20 protein-coding genes are annotated in these 23,260 nt (G+C 69.8%); 15 read left to right on the top strand and 5 right to left on the bottom strand.

All coding sequences use genetic code 11. The annotated features are described in order from the left end of the window. Window positions 1-121 precede the first annotated feature (121 nt). The 12 genes from ACWGL1_RS06035 (at window position 122) to ACWGL1_RS05980 (ending at window position 10,871) form a co-directional block, all read left to right on the top strand. Complete coding sequence (locus tag ACWGL1_RS06035) at window positions 122-964, top strand: type II secretion system protein N (protein WP_452111473.1); 843 nt, start codon at window positions 122-124, stop codon at window positions 962-964. Then, on the top strand, window positions 961-3,081 hold the full coding sequence (gene gspD / locus ACWGL1_RS06030) for a type II secretion system secretin GspD (protein WP_452111472.1): 2,121 nt from the start codon (window positions 961-963) through the stop codon (window positions 3,079-3,081). The genes ACWGL1_RS06035 and gspD overlap by 4 nt, the downstream gene beginning before the upstream one ends. Then, entirely contained in the window at window positions 3,078-4,571 is a 1,494-nt protein-coding gene (gene gspE / locus ACWGL1_RS06025; protein ID WP_452111471.1) for a type II secretion system ATPase GspE, read from the top strand. Before gspD ends, gspE begins: the two co-directional genes overlap by 4 nt. After that, window positions 4,571-5,785 carry a type II secretion system inner membrane protein GspF gene (gene gspF / locus ACWGL1_RS06020; RefSeq protein WP_452111470.1) on the top strand — a complete coding sequence of 405 codons (1,215 nt, stop codon included), beginning with the start codon at window positions 4,571-4,573 and terminating at the stop codon, window positions 5,783-5,785. The genes gspE and gspF overlap by 1 nt, the downstream gene beginning before the upstream one ends. Before the next feature lie 11 nt (window positions 5,786-5,796). Continuing rightward, entirely contained in the window at window positions 5,797-6,249 is a 453-nt protein-coding gene (gene gspG / locus ACWGL1_RS06015) for a type II secretion system major pseudopilin GspG (protein ID WP_003169990.1), read from the top strand. Then, window positions 6,158-6,736, top strand: a complete 579-nt coding sequence (locus tag ACWGL1_RS06010) for a GspH/FimT family pseudopilin (protein ID WP_452111469.1) — start codon at window positions 6,158-6,160, stop codon at window positions 6,734-6,736. Before gspG ends, ACWGL1_RS06010 begins: the two co-directional genes overlap by 92 nt. Next, a complete protein-coding gene (gene gspI / locus ACWGL1_RS06005) occupies window positions 6,729-7,094 on the top strand; it encodes a type II secretion system minor pseudopilin GspI (protein ID WP_452111468.1) in 366 nt (121 codons plus the stop codon). Before ACWGL1_RS06010 ends, gspI begins: the two co-directional genes overlap by 8 nt. Then, entirely contained in the window at window positions 7,091-7,735 is a 645-nt protein-coding gene (gene gspJ / locus ACWGL1_RS06000) for a type II secretion system minor pseudopilin GspJ (RefSeq protein WP_452111467.1), read from the top strand. The genes gspI and gspJ overlap by 4 nt, the downstream gene beginning before the upstream one ends. A gap of 26 nt (window positions 7,736-7,761) precedes the next feature. Continuing rightward, window positions 7,762-8,718: a type II secretion system minor pseudopilin GspK gene (gene gspK, locus ACWGL1_RS05995; protein WP_452111466.1), complete on the top strand. Its 957-nt coding sequence runs from the start codon at window positions 7,762-7,764 to the stop codon at window positions 8,716-8,718. Window positions 8,719-8,728: 10 nt separating this feature from the next. Then, window positions 8,729-9,832, top strand: coding sequence for a type II secretion system protein GspL (gene gspL, locus ACWGL1_RS05990; protein WP_452111465.1), 1,104 nt, complete (start codon window positions 8,729-8,731; stop codon window positions 9,830-9,832). Continuing rightward, window positions 9,829-10,296, top strand: coding sequence for a type II secretion system protein GspM (gene gspM / locus ACWGL1_RS05985; protein WP_452111464.1), 468 nt, complete (start codon window positions 9,829-9,831; stop codon window positions 10,294-10,296). Before gspL ends, gspM begins: the two co-directional genes overlap by 4 nt. A 74-nt stretch (window positions 10,297-10,370) precedes the next feature. Then, on the top strand, window positions 10,371-10,871 hold the full coding sequence (locus ACWGL1_RS05980) for a hypothetical protein (protein ID WP_452111463.1): 501 nt from the start codon (window positions 10,371-10,373) through the stop codon (window positions 10,869-10,871). Here ACWGL1_RS05980 and ACWGL1_RS05975 read toward each other — a convergent pair. From ACWGL1_RS05975 to ACWGL1_RS05960, 4 genes are all read right to left on the bottom strand, one after another. Next, window positions 10,868-13,162 (bottom strand): CHASE2 domain-containing protein, encoded by a 2,295-nt coding sequence (locus ACWGL1_RS05975; RefSeq protein WP_452111462.1) that lies wholly within the window; start codon window positions 13,160-13,162, stop codon window positions 10,868-10,870. The genes ACWGL1_RS05980 and ACWGL1_RS05975 overlap by 4 nt on opposite strands. 4 nt (window positions 13,163-13,166) lie before the next feature. Beyond that, window positions 13,167-14,522, bottom strand: coding sequence for a FecR domain-containing protein (locus tag ACWGL1_RS05970; protein WP_452111461.1), 1,356 nt, complete (start codon window positions 14,520-14,522; stop codon window positions 13,167-13,169). Between the two features lie 20 nt (window positions 14,523-14,542). Beyond that, window positions 14,543-15,253, bottom strand: coding sequence for a response regulator transcription factor (locus tag ACWGL1_RS05965; protein ID WP_346487850.1), 711 nt, complete (start codon window positions 15,251-15,253; stop codon window positions 14,543-14,545). Between the two features lie 82 nt (window positions 15,254-15,335). Next, complete coding sequence (locus ACWGL1_RS05960) at window positions 15,336-16,244, bottom strand: LysR family transcriptional regulator (protein ID WP_452111460.1); 909 nt, start codon at window positions 16,242-16,244, stop codon at window positions 15,336-15,338. Between the two features lie 104 nt (window positions 16,245-16,348). Here ACWGL1_RS05960 and ACWGL1_RS05955 point away from each other — a divergent pair, with 104 nt between their 5' ends. Further along, window positions 16,349-17,851: a CoA-acylating methylmalonate-semialdehyde dehydrogenase gene (locus tag ACWGL1_RS05955; RefSeq protein WP_338578343.1), complete on the top strand. Its 1,503-nt coding sequence runs from the start codon at window positions 16,349-16,351 to the stop codon at window positions 17,849-17,851. Window positions 17,852-18,022: 171 nt separating this feature from the next. On the opposite strand, the gene ACWGL1_RS05950 is transcribed toward ACWGL1_RS05955, so the two are convergent. Next, entirely contained in the window at window positions 18,023-19,435 is a 1,413-nt protein-coding gene (locus tag ACWGL1_RS05950; protein WP_338578344.1) for a short-chain fatty acyl-CoA regulator family protein, read from the bottom strand. A gap of 154 nt (window positions 19,436-19,589) precedes the next feature. Between ACWGL1_RS05950 and ACWGL1_RS05945 the strand changes: the two genes are divergently transcribed. Together ACWGL1_RS05945 and ACWGL1_RS05940 are read left to right on the top strand one after the other, a co-directional pair. Continuing rightward, on the top strand, window positions 19,590-21,125 hold the full coding sequence (locus tag ACWGL1_RS05945; protein WP_291776325.1) for an acyl-CoA carboxylase subunit beta: 1,536 nt from the start codon (window positions 19,590-19,592) through the stop codon (window positions 21,123-21,125). A 9-nt stretch (window positions 21,126-21,134) separates the two neighbouring features. Further along, window positions 21,135-23,111: an acetyl-CoA carboxylase biotin carboxylase subunit gene (locus ACWGL1_RS05940; protein ID WP_452111459.1), complete on the top strand. Its 1,977-nt coding sequence runs from the start codon at window positions 21,135-21,137 to the stop codon at window positions 23,109-23,111. Window positions 23,112-23,260 lie beyond the last annotated feature (149 nt).

The raw sequence follows: 23,260 nt of genomic DNA, 5'->3' as shown, positions 1-23,260 counted from the left end.
TCATTCCGTCCGAACCCGCTGCATCTGTCGTGACAACTTCTCGACGCTGTCATGGTTCGGAGCGAGCCGGGTACGGAGCATCCGCCTAGGGAGGCGGTGCGGCCGCGAGAGGCCGTGGGGGATGTCTTCCTTGCTCGCTGGCCTTCGCAAACTGAGCGCCGTTTCGTTGGGCAAGGGCGGCCTGTCCCTTCGCCGTCCGTCGCTGCGGCGCGTGGTCGAGGCGGCGTTGATCCTGCTTCTTCTGGTGCAGGCCGGGCGGCTGGTCTGGCTGTTCGCGGCGCCGACGCCGCAGGCCGTGGAGGCGCGGCCTCTATCTGAGATCGACCTGGCCGTGCTGTCGCGCTTCGACGCCTTCTTCCGTAACGGCGGTGGAGGTGCGCAAACATCTCCGTCGGACGGCGGCGGCCTGACCCTGTTCGGCGTGCGCGCGGACGGCGTGGGCGGCGGCTCGGCCATCATCGGCCTGTCGGATGGACGCCAAGTGTCGGCCGGGGCGGGCGAGGAGGTGGAGCCGGGGCTGACCCTGAACGCCGTCGCCCCCGACCACGTCATGCTGTCGCGCGGCGGCGCGCCTTTCCGTCTCGACTTTCCCGACATGGCCTCGGGCGCCGCACCCGTTGCGCCTGTCGCGGCGGCGCAATCCGCCGTGACTGCGCCCGAACCCGCTTCGGCCGAAGGCGTGGTGGTCGATCCTCAACGTCTGATCGCCCAGGCGGGGCTGCGGCCGCGCATTCAGGGGCTGGGAATCAACGGCCTGACCGTTTCCGCCTCGGGCGACGGGGGCGAGCTGCGCAACGCAGGCCTGCGCTCAGGCGACGTCATCCTGTCGGTCAACGGCGCGGCCCTGAACAGTCCGCAGGCGCTCGCCGCCCTGCGCGGCCAGTTGGCCGATGCTCCCTCGGCCCAGATCCAGTTCGAGCGCGACGGTCAGGTCCGCTCCACCACCGTAAGGACGCGCCCATGAAGGCCCGTAACCGCAGCATTCTCACCGGCGTTCTGGCCGCTGTTCTGGCGGTCCAGCCGCTGGCCGCTACGCCGGTGATGGCCCAGGAGGCGCGTCAGACGTTGAACGTCCAGAACGCCGACATCCGCGCCTTCGTGCAGGATGTGGCGCGCACGACGGGGCGCACCTTCATCGTCGATCCGGCGGTGACGGGCACGGTGACGGTGTCCAGCCCGCGCCCCCTGACCCGCGCCCAGCTGTTCGAGGTCTTCCTGTCGACGCTGCGGGCCAATGGTCTGGTGGTGACGCCGACGTCGTCCGGCGCCTATCGCATCAGTCCGGCGCAGGGCGCGGCGCAAGGCCCGGCCACGGTCGGCGCCGAGCGGTTCTCGACCGAGGTCTTCACCCTTCGCCACATCGACGCCGCCTCGGCCGCCGAGACGATCCGGCCTCTGGTCGGGGCGCAGGGGCAGGTGCTTGCCAATCCCGGCGCCAACAGCGTGGTGGTGGCCGACTTCGCCGATAACCTGTCGCGCATCCGGGCGCTGGTCGGCCGCATCGACGTGGACCGTTCGGCCTATGAGGTGGTGGCGCTGGAGAACGCTTCGGCGCGCGAGATCGCGGGCGTGCTGCAACAGGTGACGGGCGGCCCCGGCGGGCCGGGTCTGGTGACGATCACGCCGGTGGAAAGCTCCAACGCCCTGGTGCTGCGTGGGGACGGTCAGGCGCTGGCGCGGGTGCGCGGCCTGATCGCCGATCTGGACGGCCGGGCGCGGGCCAGCCAGGACGTCAACGTCGTCTTCCTCGAGCACGCCGACGCCGAGCAACTTCTGCCGGTCCTGCAACAGATCGTGGGCCAGCCTGCCGATGCGGCGGCGGCCTCTTCGCCTCGCCTGCGCACCGCCCGCGCCGGGGGGAACCAGACGACCGGCGGCATGGGGCAGGGCGGTCTGACCACGACCGCCGAGGCCGACAGCGGGTCGATCGGCTCGACCACCGTCACCGCCACCGGCCAGCGCGCCACCATCGCCCGCTTTCCCGGCGCCAACGCCCTGGTCATCTCCGGCCCGGCCGACCTGCAACGCACCCTGACCGAGGTAATCCGCCAGTTGGACGTGCGCCGTCAGCAGGTGCTGATCGAAGCCATCGTCGTCGAGCTGAGCGACAAGGCCGTGCGCGATCTGGGCGTGCAGTGGCTGATGGCGGGCGAGCAAGGCGTCGGTCTGACCAACTATTCCGATCGTGCGGCGCCGCTGGTTCCCATTGCGGGCGGGGCGGCGGCGGGGCAGTTGGACAAGGACGATCCCCTGCGCGAGCGGTTGCAGAATCTGGCGCTGAACAGCCTGCTGGGCGCCAACGGCTTTGTCGGCGGGGCGGGCGGCAAATGGGGCGACGGCCTGTTCGGTTTCATCATCAATGCGGCCAAGACGGACGCGGGCTCCAACCTGCTGCAAACCCCGTCGATCATGACGCTGGATAACGAAGAGGCGACCTTCCTGGTCGGGCAGGAGGTGCCGATCACCACCGGCCAGACCATCCTGGACGGCAACTCCAACCCCTTCACCACGACCGAGCGCAAGGACATCGGGGTGCGCCTGACGGTGCGGCCCCAGATCAATGCGGGCGGCTCCATCACCCTGACGCTGCGGCAGGAGGTGTCGAGCATCAACGGCCTGCTGACCAGCGGCGCCAACGACCTGATCCTGGACAAGCGCGAGCTGGAGACGACGCTGGTCGTCGATGACGGCGACATCGCCGTAGCGGGCGGCCTGCTGGATCAGAACGACCGGCTGGAGACGAGCAAGGTTCCCGGCCTGGGCGACATTCCGGGCGTCGGCGTCCTGTTCCGCTCGACCAGCCGCGAGCGGGGGCGGACCAATCTGATGGTCTTCCTGCGCCCGACCATATTGCGCACCTCCGCAGACGCCCAAGGGCTGGCGGCCGATCGCTGGGGCTATATGCGCGGCGAGCAGCAGCGGGTTCACCCCGATCGCGAGCCGAGTCTGGACGCCCTGCTGCGCGACTATATGCAGGCCCAGCCGCCTGCGGCGCCCGCAGCGGGCGAGCCTCTGGTCATCGCCCCCGCAGCGCCGGTGGCGGCGCGTCCCCTGCCGCCCGTGACGGGGGCCGCCCGGTGATCACCGTCGTCGACCCGCGCCTGCCCTACGGCTTCGCCAAGACCCACGGCGTCCTGCTGCTGGCGGCGGGCGAGGTGATGGCGGTCGGCGTGCGCGAGGGCGCCGACCCTCTGGCTCTGGTCGAGGCGCGCCGCGCGCTGGGCCGCCCGCTGGAGGCGACGCCGCTCAGCGCCGTCGCCTTCGATCGCAAGCTGTCGGAAGTCTATGCGGGCGAGCAACTGACGGCCGCCGACGGCGACGACCTGTCCCTGCCGGTGGGGCTGGACAGTCTGGTGGACGACATCCCGGCGGCGGCCGACCTGCTGGACGCCACGGACGACGCGCCGGTCATCCGCCTGATCAACGGCGTCATCGCCGAGGCCGCCCGCATCGGCGCCTCGGACGTGCATCTGGAAAGCTATGAGACGCGCCTGCTGGTGCGGATGCGGGTGGACGGGGTGCTGCGCGAGGCGCTGAGCCTGAACCCGCGCGTCGCGCCGCTGCTGGTGTCGCGCATCAAGGTCATGGCGCGGCTCGACATCGCCGAGAAGCGCAAGCCCCAGGACGGGCGCATCCCCCTGACGCTGGGCGGCAAGTCGCTGGACGTGCGCGTCTCGACCCTGCCGTCGCGGGCGGGCGAGCGGGTGGTGCTGCGGATTCTGGACAAGGATCAGGCCGGGCTGACGCTGGACCGGCTGGGCATGGACCCGGCGGCGCTGGAGGCCTTCCGTCATGCGCTGGCCGAGCCGAACGGCATCATCCTCGTCACCGGGCCGACCGGCTCGGGCAAGACGACCAGCCTCTATGCCGGTCTGTCGCTGCTGAACGACGGCTCGCGCAACATCTTGACGGTCGAGGACCCGGTCGAATACGCCATGGAGGGCGTGGGCCAGACGCAGGTGAACCCTAAGGTCGGCATGACCTTCGCCGCCGGTCTGCGCGCCATCCTGCGTCAGGACCCGGACGTGGTTATGGTCGGCGAAATCCGTGACACGGAGACGGCGGCCATCGCCGTTCAGGCGTCGCTGACCGGCCACCTGGTGCTGTCGACGGTCCACACCAATGACGCGGCCGGGGCGGTGACGCGCCTGCGCGACATGGGGGTCGAGCCCTTCCTGCTGGCCTCGACCCTGCGGCTGGTGGTGGCGCAAAGGCTGGTGCGGCGTCTGTGCCCGCACTGCCGGATCGAGGAGACGGCGGACAAGGCGACGGCGCGGCTGATCGGCGCCGAAGAGGGCGTGCGCGTCTGGCGCCCGCACGGCTGCGCCGACTGCGGCTCGACCGGCTATGTCGGGCGCATCGGTCTTTATGAGACGCTGGCGGTGGACGACAAGGTGCGCCGCCTGATCGCCTCGGGCGCGGACGAGGACGCGGTGTTCGACGCCGCCTTCGCGCGCGGCGGAACCCTGGCCGACCGAGCGCGGACGCTGGTGCTGGAGGGCGTCACCTCGGTCGAGGAGGCCCTGCGCGTGGCGCGTCAGGAAACCGCCGCCGAAGAGGTCGCGGCCTGATGGCGGCCTTCGATTACACCGCCGCCGACGCGAGCGGACGGACGGTCAGCGGCTCCCTGACCGCCGTCGACGAGGCCGCTGCGCGCAAGGCGCTCGCGAAGCGCCAACTGGCGCCGTTGCAGCTTTCGCCCGGTCGCTCTGGCGTGGTCGCGGTGTCGGCGAAGGCCGGCAAAGCCGGGCGGCTGTCGCCCAAGGCGCTGGCCCTGACCACGCGGCAACTGGCGACGCTGATCTCCGTCTCTCCATTGGAGGAGGCGCTGCGCAACCTGATGCTTCAGGCCGACCGGCCGAACCTGCGCCGCGTGCTGGAAGGCGTCCACGCCGGGGTCATCGAGGGACGGCGCCTGTCCGACGCCATGGGCCAGCAGGGCGCGGCCTTTCCGCCGCTGTATCGCGCCATGACGGCGGCGGGCGAGCAGTCGGGCGCGCTCCAGCCTATACTCGAACGGCTGGCCGACGGGCTTGAGCGGGACGAGGTCGTGCGCGGCAAGGTGCTGACGGCGCTGGTCTATCCATGCGTGCTGGCGGTGGTGGCGCTGGGCGTCATCGTCGCCATGATGACCTATATCGTGCCCAAGGTGGTCGATCAGTTCGACAGCATGGGCCAGACCCTGCCGCTGCTGACGCGACTGGTCATCGGCCTGTCGGACCTGATGCGCGACTGGGGCTGGCTGATGGCGCTGGTGCTCGCCGCCATGGTCGCGGCGGGGCTGATCGCGCGGCGGCGCGAGGAGGTGCGGCTGAGGATGGATGCGTGGCTGCTCCGGCTGCCTCTGGTCGGGCGGCTGACGCGCGACCTGCACGGCGCGCGCATGGCCCGCACCCTGTCGACCATGATCGCGGCGGGCCTGCCGGTGCTGGAAGGGCTGACCATCACCGCCCGCACCGTCTCCAACCGCGCCCTGCGCCGCGCCACCGAACAGATGGCCGAGGCGGTGCGCGAAGGCGGGGGCCTGTCGGCCGCCATGCGCCGCGCCGAGGTCTTCCCGCCTATCCTCGTCTACATGACTGCATCCGGCGAAAGCAGCGGTCGGCTGGAGCCCATGCTGGAGCGCGCGGCCGACTATCTGGAGCGCGAATTCTCCAACTTCACCGCTGTGATGCTCAGCCTGCTGGAGCCGGCGATCATCGTGATCATGGGCGGGATCGTCGCCGTGATCGTGCTGTCGATCCTGCTTCCCATTCTTCAGATCAACACCCTGGCCCTGGGGTGAGGAGACCTTCCATGCGCAGCGAAGATACTCAGGATAAACGTCAGAAACGTCAGGGCTTCACCCTTGTCGAACTGATGGTCGTCATCGTCATCATCGGGCTTCTGGCGACGGTGGTGGCGATCAATGTCCTGCCCAGCCAGGACAAGGCCATGGTCGGCAAGGCGCGGGCCGACATCTCGGTGCTGGAGCAGGCGGTGGAGACCTATCGCCTCGACAACCTGACCTTCCCGACGGACCAGCAGGGGCTGAAAGCCCTGACCGCGCCGCCCGCCGATCTGGCGCGGCCGGAACGCTATCGCCAGGGGGGCTATGTCCGTCGCCTGCCGGAAGATCCGTGGGGCAATCCCTACCAGTACCGCCGCCGCAGCGCCCATGGCGGCCAGTTCGACATCTGGTCCTTCGGCGCCGACGGCCAGGAAGGGGGCGAGGGGAATGATGCCGACATCGGCAACTGGCAGGGCTGACCGCGCCCAAGAGACGCCTTCGCTCCAATGCGCTCAAGCAGCGAGCCGCCGCGCGGGGAGCGGTAGCGCACGGCAAGGGTTCACCCTCGTCGAACTGATGGTCGTCATCGCCATCATCGGCGTGGCGGCGGGGGCGGTGATGCTGTCCATGCCGGACCCGCGCCCGACGCTGGCCGTCGAGGCCGAGCGGTTCGCCGCGCGCCTGACGCTGGCGCGCGAAGAGGCCGTGATGACGAACCGTCCGGTGGCCCTGCGCGCCGATGCGGCGGGCTATGGCTTCGAGAGTTTCGACGGCGCCGTCTGGACGCCGCTTACGGGCGTGCTGGCGCCCGAGGCTTGGGGCGAGTGCGGCGCCGTCGCCGCGCCCGCGCGCGCCGTGTTCGACCCCACCGGCGGCGCCGACGCCGCCAGCGTGCGGCTGGAGCGCGAGGGGCAGACTGTCACCGTGGCCATCGATGGGGCGGGCGAGGTGATGATCCATGAGTGACGGTTCGCTCCGCGCGGGCTTCACCCTGATCGAGTGTCTGGTGGCTCTGGCCGTGTTCGGTCTGGCGGCCATGGCGTTGCTGAACCTGTCGGGCGAGAGCACCCGCTCGGCGGCGCGGGTCGAGACGCGGACGCTTGGCGGCATCGTCGCTGACAATGTGGCCGCCGAGGCGATGATCGCGCGCGACCTGCCCAGCGGCAGCACGGGCGGTCAGGCGTCGCTGGGCGGGCGCGAGTGGCGCTGGGTGCGGGTGGTCAGCGCGACGGATATGCCGGGCGTAGGCACCATCGTTGTGCGCGTCTTCGCCGACGAGGAACAGGCCGCCGAGCGGGTGCTGTTCCGGGCGGCGGGGGCATGAGGAAAGATCGCCGATCCGCTCAAGCAGCGAGCCGCCGCGCGGCGAGCGATAGCGGAAGAAAAAGAGCCGGATTTACCCTGGTCGAGGTCATGATCGCCCTGCTGATCTTCGCTCTGTTGGCGGGGGCGGGCGCGCTGGTGCTGGGGCAGTCGATCGAGACGCGGTTCGCGGTCAAGGCCAACGCTGACCGCACGGCGGCGCTGCAACGCACCCGCGCCCTGCTGCGCGCCGATCTGGCGCAGGCGACGGGGCGGCGGGTGCGCGGGCCGACGGGGCGTCCGGCGCCTCAGGCGATCATGGGGCCGCAGTCTCCGGGCGATCCCTTGCTGGTCCTGGCCCGCAGCGGGTGGAGCAACCCGGACGGCGCGCCGCGCGCCTCGGTCCAGCGCGTTGAATACCGGCTGGTCGAGGACCGGCTGGAGCGGCGGGTGGCGCCCTATCTGGACGGGGCGCGGGCCGGGCCGCCGCAGGTGCTGTATCGCGGGGTGAAGGACGCTCGCATCGCCTTCATCCAGAACGGGTCCGAGGCGCCCGCCTTTTCCGCCAGCAGCGACCGGCCCCTGCCGGACGCCGTGCGGGTGACGCTGACGTTGGACGGCTTCGGCATGTTCGAGCAGCTGTTTCTGGTCGCCGCTGCATGAAGCCGGGCGCGCGCGATCGTCGGGGCATGGCTTTGCTGACCGTCCTGTTGCTGGTGGCGGTGATGGCGGCGCTGTGTGTGGTGCTACTGGACGATGTGCGCTTTTCCGTGCGCCGCACCACCAACGCCGAGAGCCAGGCGCAGGCGCAAGCCTATGCGGCGGGGGCGGAGGCGCTGGCGCGGCAGCGGCTGTCTGATCTGGTCCGCGCCGATTCCGCGCGCACACCGTTACAGCCCCAGTGGAACGGTCGCGTCTTCGCCCTGCCGCTGGAAGACGGCGAAGGTCAAGCGGTGATCCGGGACGGTCAGTCGTGCTTCAACCTGAACAGCTTGGTGCTGGGGCAGGGCGAGGATCTGATGGCGCGGCCCGAAGGGGCGGCCCAGTTCATCGCCCTGGGCGCCGCGTTGGGGGTACCCCGCGGGCGGATGGCGACGGTCGCGGCGGCCCTGACCGATTGGATGGACGGTGACGCCGAAGTCTCGGCCCAGGGGGCGGAGGACGCCGCCTACGCCAGCCGCCCGACGCCGTATCGCACCGGCGGGGTCATGCTGGCCGAGGTCAGCGAACTGCGCGCCGTGGCGGGGGTGGACGACGCCCTCTATCGCCGGTTGAGGCCGCATCTGTGCGCCTTGCCCGAGGCGCGGCTGTCGCCCCTGAACGTCAACACGCTGGAGCCGCAGGACGCCGTGCTTCTGATCGCGATCAGTCGGGGCGTGGTGGGGTTGAGCGCCGCTAAGGCGGCCATCGCCGCGCGCCCGGCGGCGGGTTGGAGTAGCCCGGACGCCTTCTGGGCCCAGCCCGCCCTGTCGGGCGTGGTCGTCGACGAAGAGACCAAGGGCCAGATCATCCTGGCCACCCGTTATTTCAACCTGCGGGTCGAGATCGAGCACGGCGACGCCCGCGCCGTCCGCACCGCCCTGATCCACGTCGCGCCCGATGGCGTGGCGCGCACCGTCATCCGCCGCTGGACGCCTGAAGAATGAGCCTGGAAGAATGAGCCACGCCCGCATCCTGTTCATCCCGACCCACGCAACCTTGCCCGCGCGTTTCCTGCTGGTCGATCGCGAAGGCCGCGTCGTCGGGCGCGGCGAGTTGGACCCGCATCAGGCCAAGCCGCCGCCGCCGATGCGCACCATCGCCGTGGCGCCGGGCGCGGACGTCATGACGCGCTGGCTGGACCTGCCGCCGGGCAATATGGCCCAGGCGAGAGCCGCCGCGCGCTGGGCGTTGCGTGATCAGGCGGCGGGCGAGGTGGAGGGGCTGGACATGGCCCTGGGCGCGGCGCCGGTCGATGGCGGCCCGCGCTTGACGGCGGCGGTGTCGACCAAGCTGTTGCAGGCCTGGCTGCGCTGGATGGAAACCTTCGACATCCGGCCTGAAGCGGTCGTGCCGGACAATCTGTGTCTGCCCGCGCCGCTGGAGGCGGAGACGCTGACCGCCGCACGTGTCGGCGCCGACGTGGTCCTGCGCGGTTCGGACTTGGCCGTGACGATTCAGGCCGATCTGGTCGAGACGATCGCGGCTGGACGCGCTCTGGACTGGCTGGAGGGCGAGGCGCTGGACCCGGCTCTGGCCACAGGCGCGATGGCGGCGCCGGTCGACCTGCTGCAGGTCCACGACCGACGTGAGCGGGGACAGGCGGCCAGGGGTTGGCGGCTGGCGGCCGGTCTGGCGGCGGCCCTGTTGATCTCGCCCTTGGTGCTGATGGCGGCGGAGGGGCTGCGCGACCGGGCGGCGGCTGAGCGCGCTGGAGCGGGCGCCAAGGGCGGAGCGGTGACGCTCTATCCTGAACTGGCGACGGCTGACGACCCTGCGCCGGAAGCGCTGCGCCGTCTGGACGCAGGGCCGCCGCCGGGGGGGACGGCGCGCGCCCTGGCCGCCGTCTTCGCCGCCGTCGAGCGCGTGCCGGGCGCCGAACTGGATGACGCGACTCTGGGCGGCGAAGGACTGCGCGTCACCCTGGGCCATCCGACATTCAACGATCTGGACGCCGTGCGCGTCGATCTGGCGGAGGCCGGGCTGGCGGTGGTTGACGAAGCCTCGGCCGAGGAAGGCGGGCGCATGGTCAGCACGTTCACCATCGGAGGCGCGCGATGACGGCCCCGTTCTCTTCCGTCGCCGCCTGGTGGCACGGACGGTCGCTGCGCGAGCGGCGGATGCTGGCGATCATGGGGGCGCTGGTGCTGGGCGTCGTCGGCTGGCTGGGCGTGGTGCGGCCGCTGGACGGCTGGCAGGCGGATCAGGCGCGCGCCCGCGTCGCCGCCGAGCGGCAACTGGTGCATATCCGGACCGCTGTGGCCCAGCGGGGCGCGCGACCGACCGAGGCGGTCGATCTTCAGGCGCTGGTCGCCTCCACCGCGACGGCGGCGGGGGTGCAGCCGACGCTGGGCATGTCCGAGGGCGGGCGGCTGGGCTTCCGGCTGGATCGCGTAACGACGGCGCAGGCCTTCGGCTGGCTGGCCGCGCTGGAGCAGGGCGGGGCGCGTATCGAGGAACTGGGCGTCGTCGAGAGTCCGGATGGGACGCTGGGGGTGACGGGGGCGTTGGCGTCCGGCGGCTAGATCGCTGCGTTTTTCGGCTCTGCCGGATTCGTCCGTTGTGGACTTGAAGGACGCGCCGGGGCAGTTATCGCACCATGATCTCTCGTCTGGCTCTTCCCTTGGTCAGCGCGGCCGTCCTGGCGGGCTGCGCCTCTGCGCCGCTTGTCGAGACGCAGGTGTCTGCCGCCGTTCCCGCGAACGTGACCGCCTATCGCCTGCTGGAGACCGAAGAGCCGACCGAGGCCGACCGTGCGGCGACTGAAGCCGTGCGTCAGGCGCTGGCTGCGCGTGGTTGGCGAGAGGTGGATGACAAGGCCGCCTGGCGGGTCGAGACGGCCTATGCGGTGCGGCCCCAGAAGACCGGCGTCTTCACCGATGACGACGCGCGTCGAGGCGAATGGACCGATGCGCCGCGCCTGCCTCAGTGGTGGAGCCAGAGCCGCCAGATGCACAGCCTGACCGTGATCCTGACCGGACCGGGCGATGAAGCGGGGGTCTATCGCGCCTCGGCGGTCGCGGTCCTGGGGCGGCGCCAGGCCGAAAACGCGCCGGGCCTGCTGGCCGAAGCGGCCGTGGAGACGTTGGGCGCGAACTAGCCCGATCGGTCTGTGGGTTCAGCGTCCTCGGTGACCCTGGGCAGGGTCAGGATGAAGGTCGCGCCGGGCGATCCGGGCTGGTGGCGGATGGTTCCGCCGTGGCGTTCGGCGACGGTGCGGACGAAGGCGAGACCCAGACCCGCGCCGCGATGATCGGCGCCGCCGTGGCCGAAGGCCTGGAACAGGCGACGCGCGGCCTCTTCGGACAGACCCGGTCCCTGGTCGCTGACCCTTAGAACGCAGACCGGACGGCCGTCCTCCTGGGCGCCGGCCAGGCTGACCTGGATGACGCCGCCCTCGGGGCCGTATTTCAGGGCGTTGTCCAGTAGGTTAGTCGTCAGGCGGCGAAGCAGGGCGGGGTCGCCCTGAACCAGGAACTCGTCTTCGCCGTTGGGCGTCAGGATGCGGACGCCCTTCTTCGACGCCTGGGGCCACAGGATGTCGGCGGCGTCCATGGCGACCTGGCCCAGGTCCAGCAACTCTGAGCGATAGGGCTGGCTCTCGGCGCGGGCCAACTGAACATAACCCTCGGCCAGGTCCAGGGTCTGGCGGGCGTAGTCGGCGATGCGGCGCTCGACTGCGGGGTCCAGGCGCGGGGCGGGGCCGTCCAGCAGGGTCAGGATCGACACCTGGGGCGCGCGCATGTCGTGACTGAGCAGTTGCAGGGCCTCGGCGCGCTGGCGCTCGGCGGCGCGGAAGCGAGTCATGTCGGCGAAGCGCACGATGTGGCCGACCGGTTGGCCTTCGGCGTCGGTCAGCAGGGCGGCGGCCGCCTTCAGGATGCGGCCGTCGGGCGTGGTGATGTCGCCGGGATCGCCCTCGGGATCGAGAAAGCGGCGCCAGGCCGGTTCGCCCAGGGACTGGAACAGCAGGGGCAGGTCGGCGTCGTCCTTCAGACGCGCGCCGAACAGGGCTTCGGCCCGGTCGTTGGACAGGATGATGCGGGCGTGAGGGTCGGCGACGACGGTGGCGTCGGGCAGGCTTCGCAGGGTGTCGGAGATGAAGCGTTCCAGGTCGCGCACCTGACGCACGGCGGCGCGCAGGGCGTCCACCTGACGGGCGACGACATCGCCGCCCTGGGCGCGGCCGGTCAGGCGCACGCCGTCGCGTTCGAAGGCTTCGACCTCGCTCTGCATATAGGCCGAGGCTGCGGCCAGGCGGCGCCAGCTCCACAGGGGATAGGCCAGGGCCAGCCCGGCCACGGCGGCCGAGGGCGGGAACCACAGGCCGCCCGCCAGAAAGGCGACGGCGACGGCGATCAGCGTCAGGACGATCAGCCCGGCGCCCAGGGCCATGTTGGCCGCCGGACGCAGCATCAGGAAGCCGGCGACCAGCAGGCCGAGCGGCAACAGGGACAGGGTCAGAACCCAGCCAGGCGACAGGCTGCGCGGACCGCCGCCCTCGATCAGGGTCTGGAGGAGGGCGGCCTGCACCTCGACGCCGGGACGCAGTTCGCCGTGGGGCGTGGCCGGAGTGGCGTAACGGTCGCCGAGGCCCGGCGCCGCCGCCCCGACCAGCACCAGCTTGTCCTTCAGGAAGGCGGCGGGCGTCTCGCCGCTGAGCACGTCGGCGAAGGACAGGGTGCGGAAGGCGCCGGGCGGGCCGCGATAGACCAGGGCCTCGGGCGTGGCGGCGAATAGGTCGCCGCCGTCGTGCGGCGCGGGCGGCGCGGGCGCGGCGCCCTTGGCGGCGGCCAGGGGCAGGATCAGGTGGGGCCAGGTCCGGTCGCCCGCCTGAAGATAGAGGGGCAGGCGACGCACGACGCCGTCGTCGTCGACCGTCAGGTTGACGTGGCCCAGACCCGCCGCCGCCTCGGTCAGGATCGGCGCAGGGGCGTCCTCGCGAAAGGCGGCGCCGTTCAGGCCGGGGGCGTCCAGAACCACCGGAAGGCGGACCTTGCCGTTGCGCGCCAGGGCGGCGGCCAGGGCGCCGTCCTGCGGGGAAGCTTCGGTGAACAGGACGTCGTAGGCGACAGGCCCGGCTTGCGCCTGGGTCAGACGGTCGATCAGGCGGGCGTGCAGGTCACGCGGCCAGGGCCATTGCCCCAGCGACTCCAGGCTGCGGTCGTCGATGGCGATGATGACGATGTCTGCGTCCGCTGGCCCGGCCTCGGCGCGCATCAGGGCGTCGTAGACCAGGTTGTCGGCGCCGTCGGCGACGGGCGTCAGCGCCATCCAGCCGACCAGCAGGGCGGACAGAACCGCCACCAGGCCCCATTCGACAAGGGCGCGCCGACCGGTCAGGCGGGCGCCGAGCCAACGCTTCCAGCCGCCTTTGGGCCCAGCGGCCACGGCGCTATCGTCCGATACGCAGTTGTTGCGGTTCGGACCAGGCTTCCAGCAGACGGCCGAAACGATGGCGCGCGCCCTGCACCCGCCAGCTGTAGACGCCTGTCGGCAGGTCGCTGAGGGTGAAGGCCTCGTCGGTCAGGCCGGGCTGGTCGACCAGCAGGGCGCCGTCGCGGGCGCCGTCCTCGGCCTCGCGCCACAGCTGGAAACGGAAGGTCGCCTCGCCGACGCCCTCGGCCTCCCAGCGGAAGCGGTAGAAGCGGCGGCGGTCGCGTTGATCCATGGCCGAGGCCAGACCGCCGACGCCGTTGCGGGCGCGGATGAAGCTGTAGGTCGTGGCCTTGCCCTCCAGCCCCTCGGGCGACAGGGCGGTCAGACGCAGGAAGAAGGCGCCTTCTTCCATCTCGCCGAAGACCAGGGGGCCGCCGGGCGCGCTGTCGACTTCGGCGAAGGCCTCGATCATGCCGGCGTCCTGGGCGACGCGGCCGCGATACCGTTCGGCGCCGGGCAGGGGCTGAATGTCGAAGGCGACCTGGGCCTGGGTCTGCGGCGCGTCAGGGCGGACCAGGGCGGGTGCGGGCAGAAGGGGCAGAAGGCGCACGCTTCCAGCGGCGGCGCTGACACCCTGATCGACGCCGGCCAAGGCTTCGGCGTCGCCCGATGCGATGGTCACGGCGCCTTCCAGCACCTCGGTGGTCGAGCGGTCGGCGTCGTCGTCGAAGGAGACGCGGAAGTCGGTGCCGCGCACGGCCGAGACCGAAACGGGCGTGCGGATAGCGAAGCCGCCGGGACGGCGCCGGGGCGTGACGCGAGACTCGGCGCGGCCCGCCTCGACCGTCAGGGCGTGATCGACGGCGCCGTTGATGGCGTAGCGGCGCAGGCGGCTGACGCGCACGCGGCTGTTGGAGGGCACGACCACATGGCTGCCGTCGGACAGGGCCAGGCGGACGAAGGCGTTGGCGCCGGTGCTGAGGACGGCGCCCTCACGCACGGCCTGGCCGGCGGCGGGGACGGCGGATCGGCCGTCCTGGTTCAGGGTCGCCGCGCCGCGAAAGCCGGCGATGCGCGCCTCATCCGGATCGGCGCGCAGCAGATCGACGGGCAGGGCCAGGGTGCGGCCGATGGCGAGGCGGCGCGGATTGGCGACCCGGTTCTCGCGCTGAACCCGGCGATAGTCGAGCGGCCGGTGCATGTAAGCGGTCGCCAGGTCGATCAGGGTGTCGCCGCGCTGGACGACATAGTCGAGGGTCTCGACGGAGGCGGCCGTCCGGGAAGCGGACGGGGCGGCCGAAGTCTGTGCGACGGCGCTTCCTGCGGCCAGCATCGCTGCGATCGCCAGGGCCGCCGCCCAATCCGTCTTCATTTCGCCACCTGCGTCTTCATTCAGGCGTCCTGGCCGGGTTCTGCCCCCGCGACGCGCTCAAGGCGGTATCCGTAGCTGTAAATGGGGGTCAGGCGGAAGCCTCGCTCGGGCCGCAACTCCAGCTTGTTGCGGATGCGCGAGATGTGCATGTCCAGCGAGCGGCTGTTTAGGTCCGGCTCATTGCCCCACACCGTCTCCAGAATATAGGTCCGCGACAGCGCCCGGTGCAGGTTGCGGAACAGCAGCAGGGCCAGGGCGTATTCCTTGGCCGTCAGGGCCACCGATTGGCCGTCGCGAGTCACCGCGCCGGCGGACTCGTGGAAGGTGACGCCGTCATAGGTTTCGACGCCCGGCGTCGTCGGCTGGGAATAGGCGCGGCGGATCAGGGCGTTGATGCGCGCCGCCAGAACCGGCTTCGACAGGGGCTTGGGCAGGTAGTCGTCAGCCCCGGCGTCCAGACCGGCGACTACGTCTTCATCCTCGGCGCGGCTGGTGACCAGCAGCATGGGCGGGGCGGGCTTCAGATTGGTCCGCGCCCAGGCCAGCACCTCCAGACCCGAACGGTCCGGCAGGTTCCAGTCGACGATCAGCATGTCGAAGGTGTCCTTGCGCAGGGCGGAGATCAGCGCCTGACCGCGCGAAAACAGAGTGGCGCGATATCCGGCGTCTTGAACCACCTCGGAGACGAACTCCAACTGGACGGGATCGTCGTCTAATATTGCGATCTTCATACTTTTACGCAGCTCCGGGGAGAACGCTGGAGTCATAGCCCCGGATGCTTGGCTTTAGAGCAATGTAAAATGTAAAATATGGTCACCCCTCGGCGCGTCTCGGCGTGGATGTCGGCAGGGGTGCGAGGCGGCGGGCCTGATCCCGGCACAGGGTCTTGATCCAGCGCCGCACGGTCTTCAGTCGCGCCGTGCCGTGGACCTCGCGGTGGGTGCTGAGCCAGAAGCGCCGCTCGATCAGGACCTGCTCGGGCAGAACTCGCGTCAGCCCTTCGGCCAGGAAACAGGGCAGGACGCCGATCCCGCCGCCCGCCGCCACCATGTCCCGTTGGGCGCGAATCGACGAGGAGGCCAGACGCGGCCGCAGGTTGGGCCGCAATTCGTCCAGATAGCGCAGTTCGGGCGCATAGATCAGATCGTCGACATAGCCGACCATGTCGAAGCGGCTCAGGTCATCGATGCTGGCCGGCGCGCCGTGGCGTTCCAGATGTTCGGGCGCGGCGTAGAGCGCCAGCTGATAGGTCGTCAGCGGCTCGACGATCAGGCGCGGACTGTCGGCGGGGCTGAGGGTGATGGCCATGTCCACCTCGCGGCGACTGGGTGACAGGAAGCCGGAACTGGCCGCCAGTTCGACGTTCAGCCCCGGATGCGCCGCCAGCAGGCCGGGCAGGGCGGGGGCCAGCACGGCGCCGCCGAAGCCTTCCGAGGCGCTGATCCGCACGGCGCCCGCGATCAGGTCGGGCTGGGTGACGCGTCCGGCGGCCTCCATCGCGCTTTCGGCGTCCAGCGCCCGCTCCAGCAGTTGGGCGCCCGCAGCCGTCAGGTGCAGCCCGGCGGCCGAGCGCACCAGCAGGGTCGACTTCAGCGCCGTCTCCAGTCGCGCCACGCGCCGCCCGACGGTGGCCGCGTCCACGCCCAGCCGCTGCGCCGCCGTCGCCAGCGACCCGGCGCGCGCGGCGGCCAGAAACACTCTCAGGTCATCCCAGTCGAACATATGCAGATATGCACATCATCATCTGCAAGATTGCAATGGGCCTGACCAGCCCGCTCTGCTAGGGCAGGCTCACGAAGAACCATAATCATCGGGAGAGACGTTCAATGCGCGATATTCGCCACTTCATCGACGGTGCGGCTTTCGAGGGGGCGTCGGGCCGCTTCGGCGACGTCTTCAACCCCAACACCGGCGAGGTTCAGGCCCGCGTCCAGCTGGCGACGCCGTCGGAGCTGGATCGCGCGGTCCAGTCGGCGCAGGCCGCATTCGAAGGCTGGTCCTCGACCAACCCGCAGCGCCGCGCCCGCGTCATGTTCGAGTTCAAGCGCCTGGTCGAGGCGAACATGAACGAACTGGCCGAAATGCTGTCCAGCGAGCACGGCAAGGTCATCGCCGACTCCAAGGGCGACATCCAGCGCGGTCTGGAAGTGATCGAGTTCGCCTGCGGCATCCCGCACGCGCTGAAGGGCGAATACACTCTGGGCGCCGGTCCTGGCATCGACGTCTACTCCATGCGCCAGGCCCTGGGCGTGGTGGCGGGCATCACCCCGTTCAACTTCCCGGCCATGATCCCGATGTGGATGTTCGGCGTCGCCATCGCGGTCGGCAACACCTTCATCCTGAAGCCGTCCGAGCGCGATCCGTCCGTGCCGGTGCGTCTGGGCGAACTGATGATGGAGGCGGGCGCGCCCAAGGGCGTGCTGAACGTCGTCCACGGCGACAAGACGGCGGTCGACGCCATCCTGACCCACCCCGACATCCACGCTGTCAGCTTCGTCGGCTCGTCGGACATCGCCCACTACGTCTATCAGACCGGCGCCCAGCACGGGAAACGCGTCCAGGCCATGGGCGGCGCCAAGAACCACGGCATCGTCATGCCCGACGCCGACCTGGATCAGGTGATCAAGGACCTGTCGGGCGCGGCCTACGGTTCGGCGGGCGAACGCTGCATGGCCCTGCCGGTCGTGGTGCCGGTCGGCAAGAAGACCGCCGATGAACTGCGCGAGCGTCTGGTCGCCGAAATCCCGACCCTGCGCGTCGGCGTCTCGACCGATGATCAGGCCCACTACGGCCCGGTTGTCTCGGCCCAGCACCGCGACCGCGTCGCCGGCTGGATCGGCAAGGGCGTCGAGGAAGGCGCCGAACTGGTCGTCGACGGTCGCGACTTCAGCCTGCAGGGGCACGAAAAGGGCTACTTCATCGGCCCGTCGCTGTTCGACCATGTGACCACGGACATGTCTTCCTATCAGGAAGAGATCTTCGGCCCGGTGCTGCAGATCGTCCGCGCCGCCAACTTTGAGGAGGCGCTGAGCCTGCCGAGCAAGCATCAGTACGGCAACGGCGTCGCCATCTTCACCCAGAACGGCCGCGCGGCCCGCGACTTCGCCGCCCGCGTCAACGTCGGCATGGTCGGCATCAACGTGCCGATCCCGGTGCCGGTGGCCTACCACTCCTTCGGCGGCTGGAAGCGTTCGGGCTTCGGCGACACCAACCAGTACGGCATGGAAGGCGTGAAGTTCTGGACCAAGACCAAGACCGTCACCGCCCGCTGGCCCGACAGCGCGCTGGAGCATGAAGACTCCAGCTTCATCATCCCGACCATGAGCTAAGCCTAAACCCTCTCCTGATGGGAGAGGGCTTGAGCCTCCAAGAGCGAAGCGATTGGTTTAGGCGAAAGGGTGAGGGTTCCGCAGTCAGCCGTTTTGCGACGGCTTACGCCGACTTCGGCCGGGAACCCTCATCCGGCCCTTCGGGCCACCTTCTCCCATCGGGAGAAGGATTCAGGTGAGCGTATAGGGGATCACCCCTCGCTCATTCTCCGGCACGGCCAGCGTGCGGTCGATCGGCGGAAAGGCCCGCTGGGTGCAGTCCGTCCGTTCGCAGATGCGGCAGTTCACCCCCATGCGCGTCGGCGGGCCGTTCAGGTCCAGCCCGTCCGCATAGACCAACTGGGCCGCGTGCTCGATCTCGCATCCCAGACCCAGCGCATAGCGCCGATCCGGCTCCAGGAACGACCCGCCTGGCTTGGACACGCTCTTGGCGAGGCAGACGTAGCGGGCGCCGTCCGGCATTTCCGACAGATTGACCAGGATGCGGTCCGGTGCGCTGAACGCCTCATGCACGTTCCACAGCGGGCAGGCGCCGCCGAAGCGGGCGAACTGGAAGCGCGTCGCGCTGTGCCGCTTGGTGATGTTGCCCGCCATGTCCACTCGCGCGAAGTAGAAGGGCACGCCGCGCCAGCCGGGCCTCTGCAAGGTGCTCAGCCGGTGGCAGGCCTGCTCGAAGCTGACGTGGAAGCGGTTGCGCAGGCGGTCCACGTCGTGCCGCAACTCCCGCGCCGCTTCGAGAAAGGCGCGATAGGGCAGCAGCAGCGCCCCAGCTGCATAGTTGGCCAGACCGACCCGGCAAACGTCGCGCGCGGCGGGAAGGTCGAAGGCGGCGCGGTCCAGTTCGTGCTCGATCAGATCCTCGAACCGTAAGCGAACCAGCTGGTGCGCCATCTGGAAGGCGCGGGTGGCGCCCGGCAGGCTGGCGTCGACATAGAGGATGCGCGCGCCCGGATCGAAACGCCGCATGGCGCCGCGACCCTGACCCGTGGCGACGCGCACGCCGCACAGGTCGTTCAGAGCAGCCTCCAGCTCGCGCTCCGGATGGACGCCGTCGCCGAGATTCAGCCGCGCGGCCAGATCCTCCGCCGCCCGGTCCAGGGCGTCGATGTAGTTGTCGCGATAGTGGAAGAAGTCGCGCACCGCCTCATAGGGCAGGGCGGGAGCGGCGTCGGCGGCGTGTTCGTCGCGGCCCAGCGTCTCGTTCAGTGTCTTCAGCCGCTCGTCCAGACGGCGATAGTCCTGGTGCAGGGCCAGGAACTGCCGCGCCAGTCGGGGCGCGTTCATGGCCGCTTGCTTCAGCTCGCCCGGCGTCGGCGCCTCGGCGTGGCCCGCGACGTCAGTGGTCGCCTCGCGCAGGTCGGCGATCAGGCGGGCGTCGCCGTCCAGATCGAACAGGCTGGCGTCCACGTCGAAGGCGCGGGTCAGGGCGATCAGCACGCGGGCCGTGGCCGGGCGCTGGTTGGTCTCGATCTGCGACAGGTAGGACGGCGACAGCGCCAGCCGCCCGGCGCACTGCTCCAGCGTCCAGCCGCGCGTCTCGCGCAGCTTGCGGACCTTGGTCCCGAGGTAGAGTTTTTCAGCCATCGCCCTGCATCGGTCATCGGCGTTGCAACTTTGCAAAAACGCCTGTGCGCCTTGGCAGGCTTACGCACTTACGCACCTTTTGCAAAGTTGCGATTGCCTTTTTGCAACGAAGCGGCTTGTTGAGCCTGAACGAAGTCAGGGAGTCGCTCCAATCATGAGCCAGGCCATCCTCGAGGAACTCGAGCGCCGTCGCGCCGCCGCCCGTCTGGGCGGAGGCGAGAAGCGCATCGCCAGCCAGCACGCCAAGGGCAAGCTGACCGCCCGCGAACGCATCGGCGTTCTGCTGGACGAAGGCTCCTTCGAAGAGACCGACATGTTCGTGGAGCACCGCAGCCACGACTTCGGGATGCAGGATCAGCGCATCCCCGGTGACGGCGTCGTCACCGGGCGCGGCACGATCAACGGCCGTCTGGTCTATGTCTTCTCAAAGGACTTCACGGTGTTCGGCGGTTCGCTGTCGGGCGCCCACGCGGCGAAGATTGTCAAGATCCAGAAGATGGCCCTGACGGCGGGCGCGCCGATCATCGGCCTGTTCGACGCTGGCGGCGCGCGCATTCAGGAAGGCGTGGAGAGCCTGGCCGGCTACGCCGACATCTTCCTGCAGAACACCCTGGCCTCGGGCGTCATCCCGCAGATCTCGGTCATCATGGGTCCGTGCGCGGGCGGCGACGTCTATTCGCCCGCCATCACCGACTTCATCTTCATGGTGAAGGACACCTCCTACATGTATGTGACCGGCCCCGACGTGGTGAAGACCGTGACCAATGAGGTCGTCAGCCACGAGGATCTGGGCGGCGCCCGCGTCCATGCCGGTAAGTCGGGGGTCGCCGACGGCGCCTTCGAGAACGACCTGGAGGCCCTGTCGGAGGTGCGTCGCCTGATCGGCTTCCTGCCGCTGTCGAACCGCGAGACGCCGCCGGTCCGCGAAACCTATGACGAGCCGGATCGCGACGAGGCCTCGCTGGACACCCTGGTCCCGGCCAATCCGAACCAGCCCTACGACATGAAGGAACTGATCCTGAAGACGGTCGACGAGGCCGACTTCTTCGAGATCGGCGCCGACTTCGCCAAGAACATCATTTGCGGCTTCGGCCGTCTGGACGGCCAGCCGGTCGGTATCGTCGGCAACCAGCCCCAGACGCTGGCGGGGGTGCTGGACATCGACTCCAGCCGCAAGGCCGCGCGCTTCGTGCGCTTCTGCGACGCCTTCCACATCCCGCTGGTGACGTTCGTCGACGTGCCGGGCTTCATGCCGGGCACGAAGCAGGAGTACGGCGCACTGATCAAGCACGGCGCCAAGCTGCTGTTTGCCTATGCCGAGGCCACCGTGCCCAAGCTGACGGTCATCACGCGCAAGGCCTATGGCGGCGCCTATGACGTCATGAGCTCCAAGCACCTGCGCGGCGACGTCAACTACGCCTGGCCCACCGCCGAGATCGCGGTCATGGGCGCCAAGGGCGCCGTCGAGATCATCTTCCGCAAGGAGGCGGGCGACCCCGAGGCCCTGGCGGCGCGCGAGGCTGAATACAAGGAACGCTTCGCCAATCCGTTCGTCGCGGCTGGGCTCGGCTACATCGACGACGTCATCATGCCCCACGGCACGCGCCGTCGCCTGATCAAGGCGCTGAAGACGCTGAAGAACAAGACCCAGGAAAATCCCTGGAAGAAGCACGACAACATCCCGCTGTAAGGCCCAGAAATGTTCGATAAAATTCTGATCGCCAACCGCGGCGAAATTGCTGTTCGCGTCATAAAGACCTGTCGTCGCATGGGCATCAAAACCGTCGTCGTCTACTCCGACGCCGACGCCGGTTCGCTGGCGTGCGAGATGGCGGATGAGACGGTTCACATCGGTCCGTCGCCCGCCGCCCAGTCCTATCTGATCCAGGACAGGATCGTGGACGCCGTGAAGCAGACGGGGGCGCAGGCCGTGCACCCCGGCTTCGGCTTCCTGTCGGAAAACGCCAGCTTTGCGCGGCGGTTGAAGGCCGAGGGGATCGCCTTCATCGGGCCGAACCCCGAGGCGATCGACGCCATGGGCGACAAGATCACGTCCAAAAAATTCGCCGCCGAGGCGGGCGTCTCGACCGTGCCGGGCCACATGGGCCTGATCGAAACGCCGGACGAGGCGGTGAAGATCGCGCGCGAGATCGGCTATCCGGTCATGATCAAGGCCTCGGCCGGGGGCGGGGGCAAGGGCATCCGCGTCGCCCATTCGGACGACGACATGGCCGAGGGCTTCGCCGCCGTGAAGGCCGAGGCGCTGAACGCCTTCGGCGACGACCGCGTCTTCCTCGAGAAGTTCATCGTCGACCCGCGCCACATCGAGATTCAGGTGCTGGGCGATAAGCATGGCAACGTCATCCACCTGTTCGAGCGCGAATGCTCGATCCAGCGCCGCAACCAGAAGGTCATCGAAGAGGCGCCGTCGCCCCTGTTGGACGAGGCCACCCGCGCCGCCATGGGGGCGCAGGCTGTCGCCCTGGCCAAGGCGGTGAACTATGACTCGGCAGGCACGGTCGAGTTCGTCGCCGGTCAGGACAAGTCGTTCTTCTTCCTGGAGATGAACACCCGTCTGCAGGTCGAGCATCCGGTGACGGAGCTGATCACCGGCGTCGATCTGGTCGAACAGATGATCCGTTCGGCCTGGGGCGAGCAGTTGGCGATCAAGCAGGGCGACCTCTCGATCAACGGCTGGGCCATCGAAAGCCGCATCTACGCCGAGGACCCCTATCGCGGCTTCCTGCCGTCGATCGGCCGTCTGGTGCGCTATGAGCAGCCCGAGGAAGGCGATCAGGGCGACTATACGGTCCGCAATGACTCGGGCGTCCGCGAGGGCGACGAGATCAGCATGTTCTACGACCCTATGATCGCCAAGCTGTGCGCCTGGGGCGAGACGCGCGACGACGCGGTGCGCGGCATGGCCCGCGCGCTGGAGGACACGCATCTGGCGGGGCTGGGCCACAACGTGCCCTTCCTGGCGGCGGTCATGGACCAGGAGCGCTTCCAGTCCGGCCAGCTGTCGACCAGCTACATCAAGGACGAGTTCCCCGACGGCTTCCACGGCCTGGCGCCGACGCCGGAGCAGGTGAAGATCCTAATCGCCTCGGCCGTGGCCATGAACGAGGTCATCGCCGAACAGGACGGCGATCCCAGCGAGCGCACCGACTGGACCGTCCTGATCGACAAGACAGCCTATGAGGTCGAGGTCGGCTATGACGAGGCCGAAGACCTGATCGTCGCCATCGACGGCGAGGAAGTCTCCCTGTCCGAGATCGACTGGCGTCCGGGCCTGTCGCTGTTCAAGGCGGTGCTGGACGACGACGCCTTCACCGCCGAGGTGAAGCGCGCCGCCGACGGCTTCGACATCCGCCACCGCGCGGCCCGGGCGCGCGTTCGCGTCCTGCGCCCCGAGGTGGCCCACCTCTACGCCCTGCTGCCCGAGAAGCAGGCGGCGGACACCTCCAGGCTGGTGCTGTCGCCGATGCCGGGTCTGGTGGTCGACATCCCCGTGGTCGAGGGCCAGGAGGTCAAGTCCGGCGAGACTGTCGCCATCATCGAGGCCATGAAGATGCAGAACATCCTCAAGGCCGAACGCGACGGCAAGGTGAAGGCGGTCAAGGCCAAGGCCGGCGATCCGGTGGCGGCCGACGACGTGCTGGTGGAGTTCGAGTGATGCTTTCCCTCTTTCGTCATCCTCCGGCGCTCCGCAGGAGCGACCGGGGGACCCAGCGGCGCCGCAGCGAAGCGAAGGCGACAACGCCGCGTTTCGATGGGGCGCGCGGCGTGGGTGACAGCTTCGCGCTCTCGCGCGCCGCTGGGTCC

It is taken from the genome of Brevundimonas sp. NPDC055812 (genome assembly GCF_053616535.1).
Note: the sequence above shows the minus strand (reverse complement) of the source record. Positions and strands in the feature narration are given on the sequence as shown.

Excerpts from the sequence above, each read along its gene's own strand:
- ACWGL1_RS06035 (WP_452111473.1), top strand. The coding sequence starts at position 122 with ATGTCTTCCTTGCTCGCTGGCCTTCGCAAACTGAGCGCCGTTTCGTTG.
- gspD (WP_452111472.1), top strand. The coding sequence starts at position 961 with ATGAAGGCCCGTAACCGCAGCATTCTCACCGGCGTTCTGGCCGCTGTT.
- gspF (WP_452111470.1), top strand. The coding sequence starts at position 4,571 with ATGGCGGCCTTCGATTACACCGCCGCCGACGCGAGCGGACGGACGGTC.
- gspG (WP_003169990.1), top strand. The coding sequence starts at position 5,797 with ATGCGCAGCGAAGATACTCAGGATAAACGTCAGAAACGTCAGGGCTTC.
- ACWGL1_RS06010 (WP_452111469.1), top strand. The coding sequence starts at position 6,158 with ATGGCGGCCAGTTCGACATCTGGTCCTTCGGCGCCGACGGCCAGGAAG.
- gspI (WP_452111468.1), top strand. The coding sequence starts at position 6,729 with ATGAGTGACGGTTCGCTCCGCGCGGGCTTCACCCTGATCGAGTGTCTG.
- gspJ (WP_452111467.1), top strand. The coding sequence starts at position 7,091 with ATGAGGAAAGATCGCCGATCCGCTCAAGCAGCGAGCCGCCGCGCGGCG.
- gspK (WP_452111466.1), top strand. The coding sequence starts at position 7,762 with ATGGCTTTGCTGACCGTCCTGTTGCTGGTGGCGGTGATGGCGGCGCTG.
- gspL (WP_452111465.1), top strand. The coding sequence starts at position 8,729 with ATGAGCCACGCCCGCATCCTGTTCATCCCGACCCACGCAACCTTGCCC.
- gspM (WP_452111464.1), top strand. The coding sequence starts at position 9,829 with ATGACGGCCCCGTTCTCTTCCGTCGCCGCCTGGTGGCACGGACGGTCG.
- ACWGL1_RS05980 (WP_452111463.1), top strand. The coding sequence starts at position 10,371 with ATGATCTCTCGTCTGGCTCTTCCCTTGGTCAGCGCGGCCGTCCTGGCG.
- ACWGL1_RS05970 (WP_452111461.1), bottom strand. The coding sequence starts at position 14,522 with ATGAAGACGGATTGGGCGGCGGCCCTGGCGATCGCAGCGATGCTGGCC.
- ACWGL1_RS05965 (WP_346487850.1), bottom strand. The coding sequence starts at position 15,253 with ATGAAGATCGCAATATTAGACGACGATCCCGTCCAGTTGGAGTTCGTC.
- ACWGL1_RS05960 (WP_452111460.1), bottom strand. The coding sequence starts at position 16,244 with ATGTTCGACTGGGATGACCTGAGAGTGTTTCTGGCCGCCGCGCGCGCC.
- ACWGL1_RS05955 (WP_338578343.1), top strand. The coding sequence starts at position 16,349 with ATGCGCGATATTCGCCACTTCATCGACGGTGCGGCTTTCGAGGGGGCG.
- ACWGL1_RS05950 (WP_338578344.1), bottom strand. The coding sequence starts at position 19,435 with ATGGCTGAAAAACTCTACCTCGGGACCAAGGTCCGCAAGCTGCGCGAG.
- ACWGL1_RS05945 (WP_291776325.1), top strand. The coding sequence starts at position 19,590 with ATGAGCCAGGCCATCCTCGAGGAACTCGAGCGCCGTCGCGCCGCCGCC.
- ACWGL1_RS05940 (WP_452111459.1), top strand. The coding sequence starts at position 21,135 with ATGTTCGATAAAATTCTGATCGCCAACCGCGGCGAAATTGCTGTTCGC.